Origin of the sequence: Lactiplantibacillus plantarum, from assembly GCF_014131735.1 — a bacterium.
Lineage (GTDB): Bacteria > Bacillota > Bacilli > Lactobacillales > Lactobacillaceae > Lactiplantibacillus > Lactiplantibacillus plantarum.
The window spans coordinates 487,412-512,112 of the sequence record NZ_CP039121.1 but is presented as its reverse complement, the minus strand read 5'-3'; the positions used below and the strand labels follow the sequence as shown (position 1 = coordinate 512,112).

Annotated in this window: 17 protein-coding genes; 6 read left to right on the top strand and 11 right to left on the bottom strand. The window is 43.2% G+C overall.

Features of this window, described 5'->3' with window-relative positions; translation table 11 throughout:
- Positions 1 to 11 precede the first annotated feature (11 nt).
- The 3 genes from E5260_RS02260 to E5260_RS02250 all read right to left on the bottom strand — a co-directional run bounded on the left by E5260_RS02260 (position 12) and on the right by E5260_RS02250 (position 4,024).
- On the bottom strand, positions 12 to 1,073 hold the full coding sequence (locus tag E5260_RS02260; protein WP_003642360.1) for a DUF916 and DUF3324 domain-containing protein: 1,062 nt from the start codon (positions 1,071 to 1,073) through the stop codon (positions 12 to 14).
- A 73-nt stretch (positions 1,074 to 1,146) separates the two neighbouring features.
- On the bottom strand, positions 1,147 to 1,719 hold the full coding sequence (locus E5260_RS02255; RefSeq protein WP_003642361.1) for a WxL domain-containing protein: 573 nt from the start codon (positions 1,717 to 1,719) through the stop codon (positions 1,147 to 1,149).
- 52 nt (positions 1,720 to 1,771) lie between these two features.
- The gene (locus E5260_RS02250) at positions 1,772 to 4,024 is read right to left on the bottom strand and encodes a BspA family leucine-rich repeat surface protein (RefSeq protein WP_022638455.1); all 2,253 of its coding nucleotides are present in this window, start codon (positions 4,022 to 4,024) and stop codon (positions 1,772 to 1,774) included.
- Between the two features lie 943 nt (positions 4,025 to 4,967).
- On the opposite strand from E5260_RS02250, the gene E5260_RS02245 reads away from it, so the two are divergent.
- Positions 4,968 to 5,630, top strand: coding sequence for a TetR/AcrR family transcriptional regulator (locus E5260_RS02245; RefSeq protein ID WP_003642363.1), 663 nt, complete (start codon positions 4,968 to 4,970; stop codon positions 5,628 to 5,630).
- Entirely contained in the window at positions 5,627 to 7,414 is a 1,788-nt protein-coding gene (gene lepA / locus E5260_RS02240; protein WP_003642364.1) for a translation elongation factor 4, read from the top strand. The genes E5260_RS02245 and lepA overlap by 4 nt, the downstream gene beginning before the upstream one ends.
- 477 nt (positions 7,415 to 7,891) lie before the next feature.
- On the opposite strand, the gene E5260_RS02235 is transcribed toward lepA, so the two are convergent.
- From E5260_RS02235 to E5260_RS02225, 3 genes are all read right to left on the bottom strand, one after another.
- Positions 7,892 to 9,493, bottom strand: a complete 1,602-nt coding sequence (locus E5260_RS02235; RefSeq protein WP_003642366.1) for a cation:proton antiporter — start codon at positions 9,491 to 9,493, stop codon at positions 7,892 to 7,894.
- 301 nt (positions 9,494 to 9,794) lie between these two features.
- The gene (nudC, locus tag E5260_RS02230; RefSeq protein ID WP_003642367.1) at positions 9,795 to 10,619 is read right to left on the bottom strand and encodes an NAD(+) diphosphatase; all 825 of its coding nucleotides are present in this window, start codon (positions 10,617 to 10,619) and stop codon (positions 9,795 to 9,797) included.
- 154 nt (positions 10,620 to 10,773) lie between these two features.
- Positions 10,774 to 11,682, bottom strand: a complete 909-nt coding sequence (locus E5260_RS02225; RefSeq protein WP_025015658.1) for a LysR family transcriptional regulator — start codon at positions 11,680 to 11,682, stop codon at positions 10,774 to 10,776.
- Between the two features lie 170 nt (positions 11,683 to 11,852).
- Here E5260_RS02225 and E5260_RS02220 point away from each other — a divergent pair, with 170 nt between their 5' ends.
- The 3 genes from E5260_RS02220 (at position 11,853) to E5260_RS02210 (ending at position 18,033) form a co-directional block, all read left to right on the top strand.
- On the top strand, positions 11,853 to 13,334 hold the full coding sequence (locus E5260_RS02220; protein WP_003642369.1) for an FAD-dependent oxidoreductase: 1,482 nt from the start codon (positions 11,853 to 11,855) through the stop codon (positions 13,332 to 13,334).
- 455 nt (positions 13,335 to 13,789) lie between these two features.
- Positions 13,790 to 17,359 carry a MucBP domain-containing protein gene (locus tag E5260_RS02215; RefSeq protein WP_011102054.1) on the top strand — a complete coding sequence of 1,190 codons (3,570 nt, stop codon included), beginning with the start codon at positions 13,790 to 13,792 and terminating at the stop codon, positions 17,357 to 17,359.
- Positions 17,360 to 17,565: 206 nt separating this feature from the next.
- A complete protein-coding gene (locus E5260_RS02210; RefSeq protein WP_003587210.1) occupies positions 17,566 to 18,033 on the top strand; it encodes a Dps family protein in 468 nt (155 codons plus the stop codon).
- Between the two features lie 121 nt (positions 18,034 to 18,154).
- On the opposite strand, the gene E5260_RS02205 is transcribed toward E5260_RS02210, so the two are convergent.
- The 5 genes from E5260_RS02205 to E5260_RS02185 all read right to left on the bottom strand — a co-directional run bounded on the left by E5260_RS02205 (position 18,155) and on the right by E5260_RS02185 (position 23,903).
- The gene (locus E5260_RS02205; RefSeq protein WP_033607647.1) at positions 18,155 to 18,370 is read right to left on the bottom strand and encodes a hypothetical protein; all 216 of its coding nucleotides are present in this window, start codon (positions 18,368 to 18,370) and stop codon (positions 18,155 to 18,157) included.
- Between the two features lie 306 nt (positions 18,371 to 18,676).
- A complete protein-coding gene (locus tag E5260_RS02200) occupies positions 18,677 to 19,474 on the bottom strand; it encodes a hypothetical protein (protein WP_003642372.1) in 798 nt (265 codons plus the stop codon).
- Between the two features lie 274 nt (positions 19,475 to 19,748).
- A complete protein-coding gene (locus tag E5260_RS02195) occupies positions 19,749 to 20,582 on the bottom strand; it encodes a PRD domain-containing protein (protein ID WP_003642373.1) in 834 nt (277 codons plus the stop codon).
- Positions 20,583 to 20,600: 18 nt separating this feature from the next.
- Positions 20,601 to 22,052 carry a glycoside hydrolase family 1 protein gene (locus tag E5260_RS02190; protein ID WP_003642374.1) on the bottom strand — a complete coding sequence of 484 codons (1,452 nt, stop codon included), beginning with the start codon at positions 22,050 to 22,052 and terminating at the stop codon, positions 20,601 to 20,603.
- Between the two features lie 3 nt (positions 22,053 to 22,055).
- The gene (locus E5260_RS02185; protein WP_003642375.1) at positions 22,056 to 23,903 is read right to left on the bottom strand and encodes a PTS beta-glucoside transporter subunit IIBCA; all 1,848 of its coding nucleotides are present in this window, start codon (positions 23,901 to 23,903) and stop codon (positions 22,056 to 22,058) included.
- Positions 23,904 to 24,243: 340 nt separating this feature from the next.
- On the opposite strand from E5260_RS02185, the gene E5260_RS02180 reads away from it, so the two are divergent.
- Positions 24,244 to 24,615 carry a YxeA family protein gene (locus E5260_RS02180; RefSeq protein WP_003642376.1) on the top strand — a complete coding sequence of 124 codons (372 nt, stop codon included), beginning with the start codon at positions 24,244 to 24,246 and terminating at the stop codon, positions 24,613 to 24,615.
- Positions 24,616 to 24,701: the final 86 nt, after the last annotated feature.

Below are 24,701 nucleotides of genomic sequence, written 5' to 3'. Positions count from 1 at the left end.
TTGCGTCTTGATTATGATTCACTATCTTGACGGTTCTTTTCAGCTAACTGTTTCTCTAACGATTTAATTTTCTTCTGTTTGCGCCAAATATACCAGATCACTAGGATAATCAATAATAACAGTAATAACCCAATCCCGATATACAACCACCAGTTAGGCCCTTGCTTCAAAACCGCTGTCTTATTCAAGGTATCCGCCTGGCCCTTTGTAATCACAAAATTCTGCTTAAATTGCCAGTGTTGCTTTTTGGAAGTAACTTTCACGACGGCCGTGTATTTACCAGCTGCTAGCGCTTTTTCTCCTGTCTGCAATGGCAATTTATAGATTGAATTAGGTGCCATCTGGCCGTTCGCTAACTTTTGATGGTAGACAACTTGACTGCCACCCCGATGATAAATCTTGATGTTAGTTTGTACTTTATTTAAGTAAGCCGCCGTATGGTTGACTAACGGAAAATTAATAGCATTGCGCCCATTGAGCTGTTTGACCGTAATCTTATTCATCGTCAGCTGATTGGTCGTTAGGTCTTTACTACCATGCAAAATTACAGCTTCAGTATAAGCGTATTGATTATTGACTGCCACGGCCTTTTTAGTATCAGTTGCCGTGGCCTTTTTCAGGAAAGTTATCCCACCTGCTAAAATGCCTTGATAACTTTGGGCCGGCATCTTAATTTGAAACTTGACCGTCTTGACTTGCCCCTTAGCCAGCTTGACTTGTGGTTCATCAGTTGTCACTAATTTGCTAATATCATACGGCAAATTCGCACTGCGATTATTCGTATGTTTGTATTCCACAACCCCATTAATATTTGTCGTGGCCTTAGCGATACCTATATTGATCGTAATGGGCTCACTAGCCGTATTATGAATTTTGACCGCAACGGTTTGTGTTTGTCGCGGTTTTAACTTCAAATCAAAGTAAGAGAGACGCTTATCGACCTGACTGCTAGACTGGACTGGCGTGATTTCAAAACCAACGCCCTGATCAGCAGAGGCTACTTGTCCCATCATTAATAGACTAGCGACAACCGCCAATAACATTCCCAAAGATAATCGCAATCGTTTCTGCACTTTAACCCCGCCTTTTTCTCAGATTATGTATCGACATTGGCCGTAGCCAACATCGGCTAATTGTTCACCCGGATTAGTTACCTGGTGTGTCGTTTAAATTCCAAGTTAACGTGGTTGTGTACCCCGTAGCTAATTTAGTCGTTTTCCCAGGAACAGCCAGCTTAGAATCACTAAATGTCACCGTTGATGCCCCGTTACCAGTCCCATTCTTAGCAGAAGCGACGGTCCCAGCTGCACCCGCGGCAGAAGTTGTCCCCGGCGTTAACGTAGTACTGCCATTTGTCACTGCCGAATCACTCTCAGTACCCGCAACTGTCAAAGCAGCATTAATCAGCGATGAACCAGTCCCATTAAGAGCTGTATTGAATTGTTGCCCCTGAGCAACCGTTAAGGTCCAGCCTGCACTGGTCCCACGTAAGTCACTTACCGTAACGGTTGGTGTCGATGAAGTGGCTAAGGTGGCATCACTGGAGCTAATCGTGTTGCTACCGAAAGCTAAATGAGTAGCGTCAACACTCATTGACAATGTTCCCCCAGTAAATGTTACATCACCGGTCGAAGAACCAGTCGTATCAGCATTAGCCACAACCGTTGTGGCTCCCAAAAGTCCTGCAGAAATCATTAATCCCAAAACGAATTTCTTCATTACAATACGCTTCCTTTCAAACTAAGCTGTGTTTTTAACTATGAATCACTAATTAATTATTGGCCACGGTATTATTCAAACGCCATGAAATCGTGCCTTGGTATGTGTCAGCCATGGCAGCCCCATTTGGGACTTCTAGTAGCAATCCTAAGTTGCTGGACCAATGTTCCGAAATATCAACACTTTTATGATCAGTCGTTGTCTGTGAGTAGACTTGTACGGCTACCCCAGGTGACAAGGTCATTTTTCCATCATCGGTCTGGTAATATAATGTAGCCAACAACATTTTTCCAGTGTCCGCTCCCACAAAGCCTGAACTATCGAGTTCTGCAGTCAAATTCCAGGTTGAACTTATTTGCCCATTGTTCTGAACCGCAAGTGTCTTATCCAGAGTAGGCGCATAAGTTTCAGTTGTTCCCGATATTGTATGACTGCCAAAATCGAGCATTGTTGGTGACGAATTGAAGAATAAGTTACCATCGTACACATAGGTTACTGTAATCGTCGAAGCGTCATACGTTCCAGTTGCATTAGTTGGCGTTGCATGAAGCGTATAACCATCAATCGTTTTGGCCGTTGTTTGGTAAGCATCACCCGATGTCCCGGATGACGTCTCTTCATCCGCAATTTCAACACCATCGCCGTCTACGTATTTGACAAGCACCGTTCCACTTGTCTTAACCCAGTTATAGGTCCCCGCCATGGTTGCGCCATCATAATTAGTCATTAGTTCCGCCGACGTATAGGTTGGATCATCATTGTTCCTTTGCCACGTCCCATTGTATGGTAGTTGTTTGCTTGGCTCCGGCAAGTACATCGTCTTATCATTATGAAACGTAAAATTAGGACCTAGTGTCAAATGCTGTAATTTTTTTGAACCATTAAAAAAATTCCCGTAACTGGCGGTAGCAGATTGAAGATCCCAGCTACGAAGATTGAGAGTTGTTAATGATGAGCAACCACCAAACGTCCAAAAACAATTTGTAACTTTACTAGTATCCCAAGTATCAACCAGCAAACTAGTCAACCCAGAACAGTTATAAAAGGTGGAATAAAGAGTTGTTACAGAACCAGTATCCCATTTTTCAAGATTTAAAGTCGTTAAAGAACTGCAGCCTCCAAATAAAAATGACATATCCGTAACCTTACTAGTATCCCAAGTACCAACATCCAGCGTTACTACTTTAGAACAGTTTTGAAACATACTCCCCAGTGAAGTTACTTGGGAAGTGATCCATCCAGAAACGTCTAGTTGGATGACATTTTCACAATAAAAAAACATTCGAGACATGCTAGTTACCTTCGCTGTATCCCAACCACTAACATTAAGTTCAGTTGCCAAAGTACAGTTCATAAAAGTAGCAGTCATATCGGTTACTCGTGCCGTATCCCAACCACTTGCGTTTATTATCTTTACTGAAGAACAACTATAAAATGTAGACGCTAGTGTTGTCACATTAGCAGTATTCCAGCGACTGACATCTAACTCAGGCAGTGAAGAACAGCCAGAAAATGTACTGTCTAAATTAGTTACTTGTGTTACATCCCAGTTACTCACATCAAGCATAGTGAGTTTTCCACACATGTAAAATGTTCTCTTAAAACTCTTTACATGACTGACATTCCAGTTCGTAGTATTTACTTTAGTTAACACGCTACACCCTTCAAACATTGATTCCATAGTAGTCACTGTTGAAAAATCGGTCTGTCCAAAATCGACTGAAGTTAACTTGCTATCACGATAAAAAATAGACTGGGTACTAGTTACACCACTCATCGAAAGCTTATTTAAACCTGTGACTGTTGCTACGTTAGCGAGGCTAGCAAACAAGTATCCATAATTCGAAGCCGTTGTGACCGTAATTTCATCCGTAATCTTTATATTCGTAATCGATGAAGCATAATCATACCAAGGCGAACGTTTACCAGTTAAATCAGCAAAGCTACCACCACTAAGCGTTAACACCCCTGCGTCGTCAATGGTCCATGCTACCGTCCCAACAGTTCCAGATTCCACTGCCGTGTCTGCCGTCTCAGTGGTATCATTACCCGTCGTGGTACTAGTCGCCGACGTACTGTCAGAGCTACTCGTATCAGACGTGTCTGTTGTACTCGTCACATCCGCACTCACGGCCATCACATTGGTATCAGTAACTTTGCTAATTGCGCTGCTACTCATCGTCGAAGAACTACTAGTGTCCGGCGCGGCCAGCGCCAATAACGGTGGTATTGCCATATTCAATGGCGCACTACTTCCTAAAATAATACTGATAATTACCATTAATACTTTACATATTCGCCGCACCCGACCATCTCCTTTTAATCAGCAATTCTATGTGACAGCGTAATCTTTTAACTTCAGTCATTGATAGCGCTCACATTTATAGTTACCCTAACTAGCAATCAATAACAGTCCCAGTAGTAGAACACCTAATGCAACTAGTAACCATTGGCACACTTGCTCACTAGTCGGTGGTAACCGGCCTTGCCAACGATTAGCCTGCACGGTAGTTACAATATAACGCAGGCTATTTTGGACTTCTGATCCGTACTGGCGTCTTTTTGCACCGTTTCTTAATCATTATCGCCCTTTATTAGAGACTAACGGCTCAGCCGTTAACCTTTCATCCACAGTTTGATTATAAAAATAAATTTAATATCGCGCTGATACCCTTATTATCAACAATAGATAACAGACAGTATTGTTTCCCCTGTTTACCGTATAATTATAACATTATTATTTTATAATGGTTAAAAATTTTAACGTATTTATTGCATTTATCCACCCCTGTTAATCCAGAAGGCTTACGTGACAGTTAGACCGAATAAACCGGATGGACACCATTAATATTCGGCCTGATTATCACTTTCCAAAATATTCGCAAACTACACATAGCGCTTTTAATCACCCAACCTGCCTAGTTATCTAATCATTGCCAGTTGTAATGATAAATCCCACTAAATAATGCAGCTCTGCTCTCCCTTTAACTCCGAACTTATTCCAATAGAAACTATAATTAATACCATATATTTAATAATTAAATATTAAAAGGAACGACCTTTTGTTAGTTTACGACCAAAGAAGACTCGTTCATGACGCTCTTATTGGAAGACTATCAGCGGTACTTTACACAACTCAAGACCGACTTAGCCCAGCACTCACCACTTCAATCTTGACCCGTGGTTATTTTTGGCGTATTCTGGTTCAAAGATAACCATCGGTCATTTTTAAATTAGGAGGATCCGACATGGCTAATATCTATACGCCCAGTCAAAAAGCAGCCAAGCGTCAAGCCATCATGACGGCTGCCATTAATTTATTTGCCCATAGGAGCTATCCCGAAATCACCATGCAGCAAATTGCGGAAGCCGTCGGTAGCTCTAAGGGGGCGACTTTTCGCTATTTCACGACCAAAGAAGACTTGTTCATGACGATTTTATTGGAAGACTATCAACAATACTTTACCCAACTCACGACCGACTTAGCCCAGCAACCACCACTATCAGCTGACGACTTTATCGCGTGGCTGACCACCCAAACTCGCCAATTAATTGAAGAACATAGCGTTCTGATTCGATTGAATGCCATTCGTGGACCAATCCTAGAAGGCAAAGCTAACATGCAGGAAACCATCACACAACGTGAGGCCCTGTATCGCGCCAGTCAACGCTTAGGACAACAACTCGTTATCCAAACAGACCACTTATTAGACCAGTCCCAATTTAGCCACCTGTTCATTATTCAAAGTGGCATTATCAGTGGGCTCATAAATATGGCGGCTTTGACCAGCTTTAATCATCATAAATTATCCGTTGATTATCCCGACTTCGAAATTCGACTCATACCGGAGGCCCAACAACAAATTCGTTACTACTTGACCCAATATTTGAAGGAGTTTTCGCACAAATGAAACAATCCCATATCCGTAACTTCGCCATCATCGCCCACATTGATCACGGTAAATCAACGTTGGCGGATCAAATCATGTCGCTGACCCAGACCGTCAGTGCGCGTGAACAGCACGCCCAATTATTAGACGATATGACCGTTGAACAGGCTCATGGCGTGACTGTCAAAGCACGTACAGTTCGGAATTACTATCAGGCCGATGATGGTCAAGAATATGAATATAACTTAATTGACACCCCTGGTCACGTTGATTTCAATTACGAAGTGGCTAAAAGCTTGGCTGCTACCGAGGGTGCCATCCTATTAGTAGACGCCACTCAGGGCGTTCAAGCGCAGACCATTGCCAATTACCGAATTGCCAAACAACGTCAATTAACCTTGATACCAGTTCTCAATAAAGTTGATCTGCCCTCTGCGGATATTGACGCTGCGTTGGCCCAATTGAACGACCTCGACTCAGCTTTCACACCCGAGCAAGTCTTGCAAATCTCCGCTAAAACCGGGCAAGGCGTGCCGGCCGTCTTGGAAGCCATCAAGCAGCGGTTGCCAGCTCCCCAAGGCGACTTACACCAGCCGCTGAAAGCTTTAGTCTTTGATTCGTTGTATGACCCATATCAAGGTGTCATTGCCTATGTCCGACTGATTGATGGTCAGCTCAAATCACAACAAGCACTGTGCTTAATGCAAGGACAACAGGATTTTAACGGCAAGGCCATTGGTGTCTTCGCGCCTCAAATGCACCCCCAAGAATCGCTAAGCGCTGGTGACGTCGGTTACGTGGTCACTGGTATTAAAGATCCACGAAAAGTCCGTGTTGGTGATACGCTGACGTCCGTCGCCACCCCCACGCAGCGGCCGCTAGCCGGCTACCAACCAGCCAAATCAATGGTCTTCGCGGGCTTATATCCTAAGAATAATGACTATCCGGCACTTAAGGAAGCCGTTCAAAAATTGAACTTGAACGACCCGTCATTTACCTATGTTGAAGAACGATCCGAGGCGCTTGGCGTTGGCTTCCGTTGCGGATTTCTAGGAACCTTTCACCTCCAAATCATTCGTGAACGACTCCACGATGAGTACGGGGTCGACGTGCTAACAACGGCTCCCAATGTGACTTACCACGTTACACTCACCAATGGTCAGCAAGTGATCGTCAATAATCCCGTTCAGTTTCCGGCATTCAGTCTCATTAAAGAAGTGACTGAACCCTTTATGAAAGCCGAGATCACGATGCCTGCTGACAATCTAAATGCCGTATTAAAGCTTGCGGAACAGCATAAAGGGACCTTGATCGACTTGGCAAACAGCGGGGACTTGATTGTTGCAAGTCTCAAGATACCCTTGTCAGAAATCGCCTACCACTTTTTCTCAGAACTAAAATCAGTCTCACATGGCTTTGCGAGTTTAAGCACCGCCTTTATGGCTAATGAAGTCAGTGATCTAGTCAAAGTTGAAGTTGATATCAACTATGCGCCCGTAGATGCGTTGACCTTCATCGTCCATCGTGAAGACGCCCCCAACATGACGCAGCAATTGGTCGCCAATCTGAAGACGACGGTTCCACGGCAACTATATCCCACACCCGTCCAAGCACGTGTTGAAGGTAAGGTTATCGCCCGCGTCGATGTCCCACCATTGCGTAAAAATGCAGCGGTGAACGGCGAACAACACAGTATTTCCAAAAAAGCGGCCCTACTACGACGGCAAAGCGCTAATAAACGCCGCGCGTCCAAAAATACGATTAAGCTGCCACAAAGTGTTTTTAATGCAATTTTAAGCCTTTAATCAAGTTAGACCATCCGTTGATTTCTGGGTTTCAATCAATCGGGTGAAACTAGCCCTTGCAATGCAGCCAATCAGACGTTGGTTTTCACGTTTAAACAACCCAGCATTAATTTTTATTATGACACTCGCCGGCGAGTCATTGTTTTGACTGACATCCTAATGACCATATTTGACATCATGCACAATATCAGTCCCCGGATGAATCAAGTGGTGGCATTGCCGAACTTTCCAAACAACTAATCACACTCGCTTGCAATATCCCCATCAAGTTCTGGCAATCAACAAAAATTCCCCCTTATTGATTTAAACACTGACAGCCAACTTAATATTTATTACCAACTATTTAATTGCAGGTTTCTAGTCTTAAAAAGGCACCCCAATACTTATTCACAGTGAATAAGTATTGGGGTGCCTTTACATTTGAGACGATCACCAATCAATATTTCGACTTGCCACACCAATCTTGGATTATCCCGCTTACTTCACACCATATTCCAGAACAACCATCTCAGCCATCGTAATTTCATGATACAAGCGGTTAAACAAGTCTTCGCTAATGGCATGTGTCGCATCGTATTGTCGCTGCAAATAATCGCGTTCCGTTTGAAATACTTGTCGATAAATAACCATTAGTTCACGCATTTCATCAGCAGTATATTCAGGATGTTGGACCATCCGACGCCATTCCGAAATAAACTGTCGAACTGTCGTGTGTCCATTCTGTGAACGTAGGTCAAACGTCACCGCAGCTTTAAATTCTTGTGAAATCGGCATTTGCCACAAATCATGAACTCCAGCTTCAATCATCTGTTCTCTAATCACCGCCATTTTGGCCGCACCATCCGTATCAGTCTTAATTTTCGGCAATAGCCAGCGAAAAACAATCGTTGGTACTAATAAGCTCAAAATAATCAATAAGCTTTCAGACATCAAGACTAAATTGAAATCAGTCGTTTTAACTTGAGTTTCCGCAACGGTAAAGGCCAACGCAAACGTCACAGCACCATGAATGCCCCCCAAAGCAAATACCCACGCTTCTCGATTAGGGACATGATGAATAAGTCGAACGTAACCATAACGTGCTAATAGATTGGCCACGTATAAAATAACACCAATTACAATCCAGATCAGTGATCCATTATAAGAGACGGAATGATCCAACGCGGTCCGCAATAACATAATTCCCAATACAATAAAGACCACACTATTTAAAATATCGCTCAATAGGCCAATTAATTGATAAATATCACTGGCGAGCTGAGGATTGGCTAATGCACTCCGCTCCCCTTCAGCATTATGAACTAATCCCGCAAATACAACAGCAATGATACCGGAAACACCAAGTGCTTCAGCACCAAAGTACAACACAAATGGTGTCATTAAATAAATCACTTTTAACGGAGTACCATTATTATACGTGTTATTAATAAAATTAAGTTTAGAGCGCAACATTAATTGTCGAATATAAACAATTAAGCCGCTTACAAGGCCACCAAAAGCAATCCCTCCACCAGCTGCATAGACGAAATCCCATAAGGTCTGCGAATAATTAATATAACCGTTAATATACCACAGAATAGCCATGTTTAGCAGAATGATTCCCGAAGCATCATTAAACAATGATTCTAATTTCAAACTAGTCTGTTCACGCTGCGGTAGCACCCGGCCCATCGTCACCGACTCAGTAGCCGTTGCGTCAGTTGGTGTACTGATAGCAGCCAAGATAAAGGCTAATGGTAGTCCAACACCCGCTAGCAGGCTAGTGCCGAGTCCAGCCATGACTGCACATAAAATCACCATGCCAACTGTAAGACTCACAATTTCTCGTACGTGACGACCAACTAAATTCAGCCGCGTATTCTGGCCTTCAAAATATAATAATGGTGCTACAATCAGTCCAATAAAAATATCTGAATTGAACTTTTCGATAAGGCCATTTAAGAACGGGATAACCGCAATCCCCGCTCCAATAAACATGCTCACATAGTTGACCGATAGTCGTGGGAGCCAACGACGGTTAATTACAATACTAACCATTGCCACAACCACTAACACACCAGTCGAAATAAGTAGTGCCATTCTGCTTCACCCTTTTTTAATTAATATAACTAATATTGATTATTATCAGTTTAGCCCATCTTGTAAAGTAACCACACTTTATGACACTAGCATTAATTGACTTCAAGCTATGATCTCATAGCCCACTAAATAACTGCTTATATCGTCACTACCATCGTTTTAAATAATGGTTGTTTGTAGGAAAGTCGCCTTAGACTCGACCATCACATCAAAATAGCGTACCAAGAATTTAGCTTTCAATTCTCAGTACGCTATCTTATTAAAAACTTCCGTTTAATTTTCGGTATAATGTAGCATAATTCTACTTCTCCTGATGATGCCGAAATGCTTCAATCATCGTCCATGTCAGGCTCGTGTTCGTATCATTATGAGGAATTTGGTCACGCTGGAACCATTGGGCTTTCGATAGTTCGTCCGTCTCTAGCTCAATTGCCACGTTCTCATTAAGGTCCGCAAAATAGCCGGCCAGTAAGGAGTGTGATGGCGCCCACGGTTGGCTACCGAAGTACCGAATATTATGAACTTCAAGGCCGACTTCTTCAAAGACTTCCCGGCGAACGGTATCTTCAAAGGTCTCACCAATTTCGGTATAACCTGAAATCAGTGAAAAATGATTGTAGCCGGATAAAAACTTGGTCATCAAAATTTTATCACCATTCGTCACGCCAACAATAATCGCAGGCATAATCGTCGGATAAATCGTCTGACCACACGCTGCACACACCAGTGACCGTTCCGTAGCGCCTGGATGTAATGGTTGGCCGCAATGCCCGCAGAACCGCTTCGTATCATACCACCAAGCCAAATGGGCAGCCGTCGCACTACTGAAAGCCAACCAGGCCGGTGTTAGGTCTCGGAACCCTCGAGTGGTGCCAACGGTATAGTTATCATTCGCAACCGCATCAACATCGACCCAGAAAAAGGCCGCCTGATCGACAGCCAGCAAATACTGATACTGGTCAGGGCTAAACGCGTAATCCGCATCGATATCTTCGTACTTGGGCAAGGTTCCATTCATTAAAAGCACCTGTTGTTGACGACCAATTAAGATATAATCGCCCGACCGAGGTGCCCGCTGCTGATCATTCTGATTTTTTAAAACGTGTGGTTGAATATCTTGAAACATGTTGGGCCCACTTTCCTGTATAAATTCATTAGTTTGAGAACAATGGTTTTATTATAACGGAGTCACTGAATTTTTACAGGCCTGCAATCTCAGCCGGTCCTTTTACTTAAGCAAGCTCACCGTATCAGTACCTTCTCACCGTGAGGTTAATCTTCTACTCGTCAGATTTCGCGTTCGCCTTTAACCGCTGTACCAATTTGGCTATCAACGGCCGGGACCGGTTTGATTTTAATAACGCCACGATGTCATAGCCTTGTTGCGCAGCATCCGTAATCGGCAAATACGCGACTTGTTCATCATGCTTAGTTGGCACTAACCCCGCAGGATAGAATGCCAAAGCTTGGTTCAACGCAACTAACAAGTGCATCTGTTCTGCACTAGATACTCGCCGAATCTGCTCATAGTCTTGAATAAACGGGGCACTAGCCAAAAAACTTTCTAATAAAAATGTTGAGCTTTCTGGACTGTAATATAAAATGGGCAAAGTCGCCAACGCACTCGGTGGCAATTGTGACAATCGACTCAGTGGATTTAGCCGGCTCACCCCAATCACCATTTGATTATGATAAATTGGGACAGCGGTTAACTGTGATTCTGGAGTAACGGCGGGACGGCCATAATTAATCGATAGTGCTAAATCAAGTGAACCATCAGCTACTTGCTGCGCCAGATGCTCGTTACTACCTTGGCGAACAACGAGTTGCAGCTCCGAATGCTGTTGCTTTAAATCGTATAAGGCCGGTAATAGGAGCCGCTGCTCAAAGGCTGAGAAATAACCGACTCGTAAGATTTGATCAGTAGGAACATTAAATTGACGTAACTCCGTCAAGGCCGTCGTATAGTTGTTCACAATATCCTGAGCAGATGCCCAAAATAACCGCCCCTGAGGAGTCAATTGAATTCTGTTCTGTCCACGTTCAAATAACGTCACTTTCAATTCATTTTCTAACTGGGTCATTTGCTTTGATACTGTCCGCTGTGAACGATATTCACGGGCAGCCACTTGCTGAAAACTACCATACTGAACAACTTTTAAGAACGTCTGTAGCCGGTCAAGATCCATTTTTTCAACTCCATCCGCACGATTGATTCGCCTGCCGAACCAAATTGTCTGTTTGCTAACCACCATACCCCCGTTATGATGAGGGTGTGATAGCGGTTACTTCATTATAGTAATGGTGAATTTAGCCGTCAAATGCTCATTAGATAACAAATCAGTTTGGAGGAATTGACATGACGTTAGCAAAACATGATTCATACGATATTGTCGTCGTTGGTACCGGAGCAGCAGGAACAGCGGCAGCCCTAGAAGCCGCACAACACGGCGCGTCCGTGTTATTACTCGAAAAAGGACGCCATACTGGCGGTAGCAGCAATTACACTGAGGGTCTCTTTGCCGTCGACTCATACTTACAAAAGGCCCAAAACATCAACGTTTCCGCCACTGACGTTTTAAAAGAAGAAGTCGACTATTCTAAATATCGCGCTGATTCTCGAATCTGGCGTCGTTACTTGGACGATAGCGCCAACACGGTGCAATGGCTTAAAGATCAAGGTGTCGAATACGAAGGCGTACAAGCAATGGGTGCCGGCGAAGCCACGTGGCATATTTATAAAGGAATGGGCCAAGCTGTCTTACATGACGCTTTACAACCACAAGCACAAAAGCTGGGGGTCGAACTACTGACTTCCACGACCGCCATCACGCTACATCAAGCCACTGACGGTGCAATTACCGGTGTAACGATTCAAAGTGCCGCCACTAATGAGACCCAAGTCATCAATACGGCCGCAGTCATTCTTGCTACCGGTGGTTACCTCAATAATCCCGACATGATGCAGAAACTGACCCACTATGACACGCGCCGCTTAATTCCAGTTAGTTCAGGTAAAGGAACTGGTGACGGTCTTCGGCTAGCGTGGCAAGCCGGTGCACAACAATATGGCACGGGGATGGCGATGCTCTTTGGCGGTTACCTCAAAGATCCGAGCGAACCTTCCTTTAAGTACATGGCCTCCCAGATGGAAACAGCGGCCGGCCAGCAACCGTTGCTCTGGCTAAACGAACATGGGGAACGATTTGTCGATGAAGCTGTCGTTTATAACTTCTCATACGCCGGCAACGCGCTCTACACCCAAAACCAAGTATTCAGCATTCTCGACCAAGGTGTGATCAACAAAATGGCTCAGGACGGGAACTTCATGGGCTTAGGTGTTTACGTTCGGCGGGGCGAAAAAATGACGAAACTCCAGGCTGAAATCGATGCAGCCGTGGCCGCCAATAAACCATTTATTTTTAAAGCCAATACGATTGAAGCACTGGCGACCAAAATGCACCTACCTGTTGATCAAGTCACCCATTCCATTCAAACTTACAACCAATATTGTGATAATGGTCAAGACGATGATTTCGGCAAGAATCCTGAATATCTCGTTAAAGTTTCGCAAGGTCCATTTTACGGCTTTGAACTCAATGTTGGTGCCTTTTGTACCATGGGCGGTCTCAAAGTAACCACTAATAATGAAGTTTTAGACACTACTGGTCAGCCGATCACCGGTCTATACGCTGCTGGCAACGACGCCGCTGGACTAACTGGTGATACGTATGGTCCTAACATGCCTGGAACCTGTGTTGGCTACGCCTTCTACTCTGGACGCAATTCCGGTCGGCACGCGGCGCAATACACGCACCAGCAGTCAATCGTTAGTCATTAATTCCTTATTTATAAACCTATAACGACCTTCCCAGAATTTATCCGGAAAGGTCGTTTTACGCTGTCTTCACATTGATACGCTGATGGGCAGTTTAGTGACTACCAATTTCACCGCAACCTCGCAAGTTAATCGGTAGCTCTGGCTTGAGCGCCATTCTTAGGCAAGTTTACCAACTTGCCTTTGCGAACCACCAAACTTTAAAAAAACAAGCATTTCAGCGCTAAAAGCGTGCACTTCTTAATGTCCATCCGTTCTAACTCAGCTCAACATCGGCGTTAAGTACCGTCAAATAACGGTTTGTTTCATGATTTTGAAAAGCACCGGCATCCAGCCATTCACAACTAAGTGACAAGACGTCCACCAAACTGGCTAGACCCGCCAAAATAATGGTGCTACACTTTAACTAATTTAGTGTGCTTATGACTAAATCAATCATCAAAAGGAGTATGATTATTTTGAACAAGCGAAAAATTATCACTAATAACCCACCAAAGTGGCACTTAATTACTGGGATTGCGGCCACGATTTTGGCCAGCATTATTTTGACCAATCAAGACGCCTTTGCGGCCACTGATTCGACAACAGCACCCACCACCACTGCGCCTACTGTCCAGCAAACAGCGCCGACTAACCCGCTATCCGGCAGTCAAGTTACCTTAACATCGACAACTGGTAGTAGCGCAACTGGCAGTACTACAACCAGTAGTCCTGTAGCAACTAGTACCGCAGCAATGCCCGTGAAATCAACGGCTACTAGTGGCTCATTGATGTCAGCAATGGCTAGCACTTCAGCGACAAGTGGTCACGCCGCCGAACCTAGTTCAAGTGTGACCGAGGCAGCAAGCACCAATAACCTGATCCCAACTTCGGCGGCCATGGCCAGCTCTGCGACCACTAAGTATCCAACAGACACAACAGCAACGCCTAATGCTAGTTCCAGTCTAACTAGTGCTGAAAGTAGTACACCCAACAAGGCTATGAGTACAAGCCAGCAAACTGTCAGTTCTGGTGTAATTCATTCAACGACCCCTGCTAGCTCTGCAAGTATGCCCGTACCAACTTCAGTCGCCGAGACGGCTAGTGCCGCTGCACCAAGCGTCACTAATAGTACGGCAGCCAACAGCACGGCTCCTACTAGTGTGATGACAACTGATAGTGCTGCCGAGTCAGTGCCGCTTTCGACTTCCAGTGAGACTAGCTCAGAAAAATTAGCCGCAGCAAGCACTACAAGTACAAGCCAGATATCTGACGGTTCAGAGGTTATTCATCCAATGACGAGTGCTATTTCGAGCAGCTCGTCTGCACCCACTAGTGGTGCTAAGATGGCAGCTAGTGCGGCAAGCGCCGCCTCGGCTAGCGTGATAACCAGCGCCGTCAATAGTATCGCTGCCAGCACGTATTCCGCCGACGCTAGTGCTGCTAGTGTCGAAAGCGCCGCAACACCTGACACTTCGCATGCGACTGTTCCCGCTAGCACCGCGACTTCGGCAGCGACTACTTTTCAAATTACCAGTGTTATTAATAGCTTAGCTTCCAGTACCTATTCCGAATATGCCGAACAAGCTAACGCAGAAGCTGCTTCAGCGGCAACGACAGCTGAAAAGCCCGCGACTAGTGTTGGTACAGTCGTGCCGACCGCAGCGACGACGCCAACTGAATCTATTGATACTTGGATGCCGAACAAGCACCTTCAAGAAGCCGTTTTACGCGAGTTACAAGCGTTGAAGCTCCCCGACCATCAGTTTAAATCTGTTAACGATATTACTAAAGATGATATGCAATTATTAACCCAATTCTATGGGGAAAACACTTATATTGATGGTCACACACCATACTCCTTGGAAGGGCTGCAATACGCGACGAACCTGAAAACCATTTGGCTCAATAACGGTCTCAACGCACTTGGCGGTTATTATAACGGCGACGTGACTGACATTTCACCATTGGCCGGTCTGACCAAATTAACTGTGCTGAATATTCAGCATAACCGTGTCAGTGATTTATCGCCGATTGCGCATTTGACAAACCTACAAGAACTGGACGTCGCTTACAACCATATTGCTGATTTGTCAGTCTTTAAAGACTTACCGAACCTCAAGACAACTACTTATCTTGGGCAGACAATTCTAGAACCGCTCGTTTATGTCGATCAAGACACGACCAGTGCAACCTTAAAGAACCGCTTTTATTTACCAAACGGGCAGCAAGCTGTCCTTAAATCGCAAGCCGCCATTTTGAAACCAGTTCAACTAACTCCTAACGGCCAATTCTACTACCGGTTCTACTTCAACGGCGCGGGAAAAGCCGTGAATGGTGACCTGAGTAACGTGGTACCCGACGGTCAAGGTGGGTTGACATTCAATCAGTTAGTACCACAGATTCCAGGCTTCACTGGTGATGCCAACGGTCAGTTCGTCACTAATGGCGTCAGCATCAACGTTGTCCCAAATGATAAAAACTTTTATTTGGTTGCTCAAGGCTCAGATGGCAGTTCACCGGTGTTCCATGTCTTTCAGCCCTATGTATTAGCAGCCAAAGCGGCCCCAGTAACCATTCACCATATCGATCGTAACGGTGCCGCTCTGCGCGATTCGGAAGAATTGACCGGCCTCGTTGGTGAAGATTATCAAAGCACCCCGGCTGATATTACGAACTACACCCACGTCGAGACCCAAGGCGCCCCACAAGGTACTTTCAGTGCGGAACCGCAAGCGGTCACTTACGTTTATGATAAAACAGCTGGAGCCCCTGTGACGGTCAGCTATCAGGATGAACAAGGAAAGACCCTGCAGCCAGACACGACTTGCAACGGTTTGGCTGGTGATCCATACACGACCAAGCCGCTCGAAATCGCGGGCTACGATCTCACAAAAACACCTGACAACGCGGCCGGCACGTTTACAGCTGAACCGCAGCACGTTATCTACATTTATACAAAACAAGTCCCACAGCCGGTGACTGCCAGCTATCAAGACGAAGATGGCAAAGCCTTACAACCTGATATCACCCACACTGGTGAAATTGGCGCAGCGTATGAGACTAAGGCGCTAGAGATTCCAGACTACGACTTAGTTAAGACTATCGGCAACGCAACTGGTACCTTTACCAAGGAACCGCAACAAGTCACCTACATCTATACCAAGCAGATTCCACAGCCGGTGACTGCCAGTTATCAAGACGAAGATGGTAAAACCTTACAACCTGATATCACCCACACTGGTGAAATCGGCGCAGCGTATGAGACTAAAGCGCTAGAGATTCCAGGCTATCAACTCATCAAGACACCAACTAACGCGACCGGTAGCTTTACCAAGGAACCGCAGCATGTCCTTTACGTCTATGAAAAACAAGCAGTACTGCCCGTCACCGTTAGTTATCAAGATGCGGATGGAAAGCCACTTCACGCGGATATTGTTTTAAGTGGTGACTTTGGTCAAAATTATCAAACTGAACAGTTGTCAATTCCAGGCTACGTCTTCAACAAAGTTGTCGGTCCAACGATCGGGACCTTTGGCACCACCGCCCAGCACGTCGTTTACACTTACACGCCGGAGCCGAGTGGGCCTGAACAACCGACGCCGGGTCCGGAACCAGAACCTGTGCCCGAACCACAGCCGACACCAGCACCTCAGCCTGAACCAACGCCGCAACCGAGCCCTACACCTCAACCGAGCCCGGCACCACAACCAAACCCGGCACCACAACCGAGCCCGGTGCCGCAGCCAAACCCGGCACCACAGCCAGGGAGTTCATTGCTGGCAAAAGCGCCCGTGTCACAAGGCACTACGACTTCACAATCGTCGCCAACGACTAGTCCACAGCCAACACCGATTGCACCAGTCAGTGCCCTGGCTCAACCAGGAAAACAGCAAGCACCAGCAACAGTTGCTACGCACAATTCGGGCCAATTACCGCAAACCAGTGAGCAATCTGAACACGGCGCAACACTGGGTGGTATCTTGGCCGCTTTATTTACTGGATTAGGTTGGCTAGGACTGGCAGCTAAGTTCAAGAAACGGGAATAAGTCTAATTCGACACTGATTAAGATACCCAAACGGCCACCCATACGGTGGTCGTTTTTGTTAGCACTAATTACCACCATATAACGCCCCCATCTTTTCAAAACGACTTAATTCTACGGGCGATAAATAACTTAATTTGCCAGTGTATAACGTTTCAGATTAAGCTACCACTAAGTTATAATAACCATATCGAAAGGAGATCAATCTAATGAAATATACGAAAACCAAAGCAGTATTAAATCAACTCGTTGCCGATTTGAGCCAGATGTCAATGATTATCCATCAGACGCATTGGTACATGCGTGGACCCAACTTTTTAAAGTTGCACCCCTTGATGGATGAGTTCATGGAAGAAATTGACAGCCAACTCGATGTCATTTCTGAACGGCTGATTGCGCTTGATGGCAGTCCTTACTCGACCTTAAAAGAAATGGCCGAAAACACTAAGATTCAAGACTGGCCTGGTGAATGGGACAAAACAACCCCAGAACGCCTCGCACACTTAGTTGATGGCTATCGTTACTTGGAAGACCTTTACCAACACGGCATTGAAGTATCCGATGTTGAAAAAGACTTCAGTACCCAAGATATTTTCATTGGTCTCAAAACCGCAATTGAAAAGAAAATCTGGATGATTCAGGCAGAGCTTGGGTCGGCGCCGGAAATTGATGAATAAAATCATATTATCGTAACCATCAAATCATATTTTTAATTCAAAACACCATAAACAAAGTGCACTACGATTATCCGCAGTGCACTTTGTTTATGGTGTTTTTAGTAATCCCAACAAATATTAGTTAAATCAACCCAAAGCCCGCAGCTATGCCAACGAAAATAAAAATCAAGCCAATTACAAAGGCGCTCCACAAAGCCAGCGGTGCAAAAGCGGACGTTTCAGCGTTTCCGTGCAGTTTTAACTGGCGAAAATACCGTCTCACAGCAAAAATTTGAAAACAGCCTAAGCAAGTAAACAGCAAGCCAAGCACAACCCGTAAAATGATATCTGTCTTCATCATTATTCCCCCTTGCATTACCATAATGATTTTTCCTATATCGATTTAGCATAAACTGCCCTATTCAGATTGAAGTACAAATATTAAATAACCGTTAAATAATATCTACTAGCGTATTATACTGGAAACCAATTTAGTTCTGGAACTAACGGCACTTTAAAACAAGCTAACTTAGCTTAAATACTTAGTTTGAAACATTGAAAGTATTACTAACTAACTACAACTGCTACTTCACATGAAATTAATCCATATTGAGATGTATTGAAGATAATTACGATAGTTATATTAAGTCTAAAATAGCTCTTCTCAATTAGCTTCGGAATAAATTACTGCTAATGTATCACCTTTAGTTTGATTAGTCTCAAATGCTGTATACGCTGGTGACATTTGAAACACTTTACCGCCATCATTTGACAACGCAATCGAGAATCGATTGACAGCCGTATTAGTACCATCCTCAAGTGACTTTCCAGTCTGCCAATTTTGTGTAATTTTCTGATCACGGGGTGCAAATAAGACACTCAGGTGAACCAATCTATACCGTTCACCCTTACCATCATAAGCATTATAATGATAATTGCCATGCATGTTGATGACTAGACTTTTATCAGGATGCAACATGACTTTATCAAAATAAAAAACTTGTTGTTTTTGTGGTCCAGTGGTCATTAGCTCACCCGTTGCAAAATCAAGTGAACAGGTTTGTGTTTCACTTCCATATTCGCCAGAATAAGCTGAATATCTTTGATAATCACTAATCGTTACTGTTTTTTGCACATTATCTATTGTTTTAGTTTGCTCGTTAGAAACCGATTGTTTGGTAAAATCTTTAATTGAGTCTTCCCCACTAGCATTTTTCACTGTAGTTACTTGAGATGTTGTTTCTGACCCATTCAACAATGTCACTACTCGATTTCTATATCCAATAACCCCAATTAATATTAAGACTAAGATAATAATAAGACTGATCAAAATATGACGTTGTCGGCATACCCGAGCCGCCAGGTAATCAGCCCGCCAATTAGGATCATTCCGACGCTGACGATAAAAAGAATAGGTATGAGTTGCACGTGTACGCTGACTAATATATTTTTTCTTTCTCATTATTTAGATTCCCCGTTCAATACACATTTACTTCTATACTAACAATCTAGGTTACAAATCTCCATAGAGTGTCCATGCAAACTAGTTACACCGTTAATAAATATTTTTATAATTAAAATTCTTCTAACAAAAAACAAGTTATAAATTGTCAATCACGAATCATTTATAACTTGTTATATAGCCAGACTTATTCACAAAAATACATACCACCTCACCCCTCATTCGAAATGGTATGTATTCTAATATAATAATTTAGTTAGTATGCCAGACTAACCTATGGCAATAATCTTTGAATCTGCATAGCCATTAGCATCACTTCTTCATCTGGCAGTGGCATCTTAAACTTCATACTCATGTATGCAGCTACCTTTCCAGCAATTGCAAAAGCACGTGAATTTTGACTTTTGACTATAGCTACCATTGCCGGATCTGCATCATCCAACAGTTCTCCCGCAATAGCCCGTTCAACTAAAAATTTTACATGTACCACACACCGCTGATAATTTAAATCATGTTCATTGACTATTCCACCAGTCTGATACTTGACGATGTTAATGATCCGTCCAATCAATTGGCCAGCCTTTAATGCATCCTTACGCTCATCAGTTCCGTTTTCGGCATTAATAATGTGTGCAGCGATATTTGCAGCCTCTTGCTCCGAAAAGTCAGTTTTAAACGCCCGATTAACTAATCTAACTGCTAACTGGCCAATCTCAAATTCATGGCTATAGTATGTCTTAATTTCCCAATAAACTCGATTGGTTATAACAATCCCTTTAGCAGCACGTTCAAGAGTAAATTTCAAATGATCAAGCAAAGCAACATACAACGTATCACTCAACTTACTCTGAAGCTGCTCAGTCGCCTCACTAACAATTGTCTGAGTAATCTCAATCAATTGCGGTGACGATGACGCGATTGTTGCCAGTAATTGTTCTACGTTTGGATCTGGTGATGCCACGAAAACCTGATTAAAATCGCCATCCATAATCACAGCACCTGGTTTTTTCCCATAACCAATCCCCTTACCTAACAAGATAAACTCCTGGTCATGTTCATCGGTAACCAAAACGACGCTGGAGTTTAGCACCTTTTTAATCCGTAGCATTTGATCACCACACCTTCACTAATCTAGACTAGTTCCATTTGTCTGAATTACCTTTTGATACCATGTAAAAGAATCTTTGCGATAACGCTTAAGCGAACCATTACCTAAGTCATCTTCGTCTACATAAATAAAACCATACCGCTTAGACATTTGCGAAGTTGAAGCACTTACTAAATCAATCGGGGCCCAGCTAGTGTAACCTAATAAATCAACACCGGCGTCCACTGCCTTAATCATTTCATTGAAATGCGCACGGAAATATTTGATGCGATAGTCATCATGAATTTTCTGATCCGCTGTTAATTCGTCTTTAGCACCCATTCCGTTTTCAACAATCATTAACGGCTTGTGATAGCGATCATATAACTGTAACAACGAAATTCTTAAGCCAACCGGATCAACTGTCCATCCCCATTCCGTAACCGGCAAATGTGGATTCTTACCACCAACAATCGTATTACCAGTCGTCAACGTCAAATTATTTTCATCATATGATGATACTAGTGACATATAGTAACTAAACGTTACAAAGTCTACAGTATTTTCCTTCAAAATTTCCAGGTCTGATGCAGTCATATCAATGTGAATTTTCTGTTTTTTGAAGTAGTTCAATACTAGGGGTGGATATTCACCAAATACTTGAACATCTGCTGGAAAATAATTCATTGTATTTTTATTGAATGATGCTAACACATCACGCGGATCAGATGAATTCGGGTAATCTGTCAATTTTGTTAGCATACATCCCACCTGACTACCAGGGATAACTTCGTGACAAGATTTTGTTACCAGCGCAGACGCCACGAATTGATGATGGAATGCCTGATACTCTGCTTGTAACAAATTATCAGTCTGATCAGGAATAATACCGGCTGAAGTAAATGGATGACGCGTAACGCTATCAATTTCATTGAATGTCAGCCAATATTTAACATCATTCTTGTAAGTTTCAAAACAAACTTTACAAAAACGAACAAATAAATCAATGACTTTGCGATTTTCCCAACCATTATATTTAGACGCTAATGCAAGTGGCATTTCATAATGTGATAATGTCACAATTGGTTCAATTCCTAACTCATGCATCTTATTAAACATTGCTTTATAGTAGTCTAAACCAGCTTGGTTGGGCTCAAATTCCTCACCTGTTGGAAATATCCGTGTCCAGGCAATGGATAAACGCAATGCTTTAAATCCCATTTCATGAAATAATTCCAAGTCTTCGGGGTAACGGTGATAAAAATCAATACCACGTCGTTTAGGATAGTACTTAGTATCTGTATCTTGGATTGCTTTCTCAATATCAGACTTTGTAACACCAACCTGTTTGCGATAATCTTTAACATCCACATTGGGCTTATACGTCGCAACATCCGCAACTGATAACCCTTTTCCATCGATATTCCATGCACCTTCTACTTGATTGGCAGCTATCGCGCCACCCCATAAGAAATCTTTTCGTAATCCCATTAGCTAAACTCCTAACTTTGCAATATTCATAACAGATTGATTATCAAGTGTTTCATTACTCTCATCAACAGCAACGGTATAACTATCTTGGTTAGTCACAACCATCATAGTAATAGGGTTGTATCCGGCCGCTTTGATCTTAGCCACATCAAAAGTCTCAAGTAACTCACCCGCTTGGACATGTTGTCCAACTTGCACGTGAGATTCAAAATACTTTCCATTTAACTGGACAGTATCCAGGCCAATGTGAAACAGTAGCTCTGCCCCATTATCCGTACGCATGCCTAATGCGTGTTTGGTCTCATAAACCATCTCAATGGTACCATCTGTGGGTGCAATTAAGCTTCCTTCACTTGGTTCAACGGCGATCCCTTGACCGATTAGTCCTTGTGAAAAAACATCATCAGGAACATCAGCTAACGATAAAATCTTTCCGGCAACTGGTGCCATCAAATCTTCAGCAACTACAGTTGTCGTTGCTTCGCCAGTATCGCTTGCAGAACTAATCTCCTCATCATTCTTCCAGATAATTAGACCGATAACAAATGAAACAACGAATGAGATTCCAAATCCTATCAGAGCATGAATTAAATTAGCTGGATTACTTTTATCTACAAACATCGGTAGACTCGCTAATCCAGGTCCCACAATCGTAAAGCCAGATAAACCGGCAATTCCAACGTAGGCACCCCCAATCACGCCACCAGTAATAACACTGATGAGTGCTCGTTTGTGTTGTAAGGTAACCCCGTACAGTGCAGGTTCAGTGATACCAAACAGCGCCGAAATTCCAGCAGAAAGCGCAACCGCTCGTAGTTTGGTATCCTTGGTACGAAGTGTAATTGCAAAACATGTTCCGCTTTCTGAAATGTTGTGTGCCAATGATGCAGGTAAATACAATGATTCTTTGCCAACTGTACTAAACGTCGACACAACGTATGGAATCATCGGTTTGTGCATGCCAGTTGCGACCATGAATGGTAGAACACCGGCTAATAATGCTGTCGCTACCCAGCCTAGATGCGTATTTAGGAATAAAATAACACTGACAAAACCTTCCCCAACAACATAACCCAATGGTCCAAGGAATAGTAGCGTAATTGGTGCCGTAATCAGCATTGACATCATGGGCACAAAGAAAATTCGGATTGGTTTAGGTGAATACTTTGTAAAGAAACGTTCCATTAATGCATAAAACAAAACGCATAAAATTGCGGGAAATACTTGCGAACTATAAGTAACATTCGTAACGTGTAATCCAAACAAAGTAGTTCCTTTAGTCAGCATTGCTACTAAGTCTGGTAATATCAACACACCGACTGTTGACACTGCCACAAGCGGGTTTACTTTAAGTTTCTGAGCCGTTGTAATTGCTACTAGAATTGGCAGTAGATACAACGGCGCTCCACCAACTAGGTTCAGGATTTGATAAGTTTGGCTCTTATCACTGATCCAACCAAACATGGCCAACAGCATTAACACGGCCTTTAAAATCCCACCACCAGCAATTGCTGGTACTAACGGTTGAAAGACACCAATGATAAAATCAAGGACAACTTTTCCCCATGATTGCTTGGGTCCCCTGGCAGTATTTTGCTGTGTACTGTTGCCTAACAATGCCTGAACCGCATCAAACATCTCAACAACATCATTACCAATGATTACCTGACATTGACCACCGGCAATAACAGCGCCAAGAACGCCATCAACCGTTTTCAATTTTTCCAAATCTGCCTTAGCAAAATCATTCAATGTAAAACGCAACCTAGTCGAACAATGAATCAGCGAGTTAATATTCTTTTCTCCACCGACGTTTAAAATAATTGCCTGTGCACTATCATTAAAATCCATCTTAATCACTCCTAACGACAAAAAACAGGACCTAAAAAGTTATCCGGACTAAGCCCGTTACTTTTTTAGATCCTGCCTGCATTACCAGTTACATGTCTAATTTATTTATCTACAAATAACAATGTAAGCCTTTACATTAAAAATGTCAAATTTTTTTATTCCACTGTCTATCGAATAGTCTTAGCTTTCCAACAAGCTACCATCCGAATGATTGACTTATTTTTAATTTTTTATTTAATTACTTGTTTTTCGTTTAGCATTGCATAAACTGCTATCCACCGTTTCTTATATCTCTTATGATTAATATCAGATTTCAATTAATCATTTGGAGGGATTATTAATGAAAAAAGCGGGGATTTTGGGACTAATCATCACTATTATCGTATTAGTACCAGTTGGTCTCGGTTTCAACTGGTACCACTCAAATTACGGAACAAAAACATACTATACTCAAATCACGACTAAAGGTGAACGTAAAACCGGGAAAGATGATTCCGGCAAGCCCTATGTCTACTATCATTACTCACAACCTGGATACAGCGACAATGGTGTTAAGAAAGAGCTCACTTTTGATAGCGTCCTACCACGCTCACTCAAGATGCACGCTTATCTCAAAGTCGGTTATAATGACAAACGCCAACAAGTGATTAACTGGGAAAAAGTTAATCAAAAAGACATTCCCCAAGCAGCCCTGAATAGAATCCAAAAGTAATGACATAGGTCAGATGATCACCTATTATTTCACACAAAAATTTAAAATGGCATAGTATCCTATACGGACTCCATGCCATTTTAAAA

What these genes read in the sequence shown, in the direction of transcription:
- E5260_RS02255 (WP_003642361.1), bottom strand. Translation starts at nt 1,719, where the DNA reads ATGAAGAAATTCGTTTTGGGATTAATGATTTCTGCAGGACTTTTGGGA.
- E5260_RS02245 (WP_003642363.1), top strand. Translation starts at nt 4,968, where the DNA reads ATGGCTAATATCTATACGCCCAGTCAAAAAGCAGCCAAGCGTCAAGCC.
- lepA (WP_003642364.1), top strand. Translation starts at nt 5,627, where the DNA reads ATGAAACAATCCCATATCCGTAACTTCGCCATCATCGCCCACATTGAT.
- E5260_RS02235 (WP_003642366.1), bottom strand. Translation starts at nt 9,493, where the DNA reads ATGGCACTACTTATTTCGACTGGTGTGTTAGTGGTTGTGGCAATGGTT.
- nudC (WP_003642367.1), bottom strand. Translation starts at nt 10,619, where the DNA reads ATGTTTCAAGATATTCAACCACACGTTTTAAAAAATCAGAATGATCAG.
- E5260_RS02225 (WP_025015658.1), bottom strand. Translation starts at nt 11,682, where the DNA reads ATGGATCTTGACCGGCTACAGACGTTCTTAAAAGTTGTTCAGTATGGT.
- E5260_RS02220 (WP_003642369.1), top strand. Translation starts at nt 11,853, where the DNA reads ATGACGTTAGCAAAACATGATTCATACGATATTGTCGTCGTTGGTACC.
- E5260_RS02210 (WP_003587210.1), top strand. Translation starts at nt 17,566, where the DNA reads ATGAAATATACGAAAACCAAAGCAGTATTAAATCAACTCGTTGCCGAT.
- E5260_RS02205 (WP_033607647.1), bottom strand. Translation starts at nt 18,370, where the DNA reads ATGAAGACAGATATCATTTTACGGGTTGTGCTTGGCTTGCTGTTTACT.
- E5260_RS02200 (WP_003642372.1), bottom strand. Translation starts at nt 19,474, where the DNA reads ATGAGAAAGAAAAAATATATTAGTCAGCGTACACGTGCAACTCATACC.
- E5260_RS02195 (WP_003642373.1), bottom strand. Translation starts at nt 20,582, where the DNA reads ATGCTACGGATTAAAAAGGTGCTAAACTCCAGCGTCGTTTTGGTTACC.
- E5260_RS02190 (WP_003642374.1), bottom strand. Translation starts at nt 22,052, where the DNA reads ATGGGATTACGAAAAGATTTCTTATGGGGTGGCGCGATAGCTGCCAAT.
- E5260_RS02185 (WP_003642375.1), bottom strand. Translation starts at nt 23,903, where the DNA reads ATGGATTTTAATGATAGTGCACAGGCAATTATTTTAAACGTCGGTGGA.
- E5260_RS02180 (WP_003642376.1), top strand. Translation starts at nt 24,244, where the DNA reads ATGAAAAAAGCGGGGATTTTGGGACTAATCATCACTATTATCGTATTA.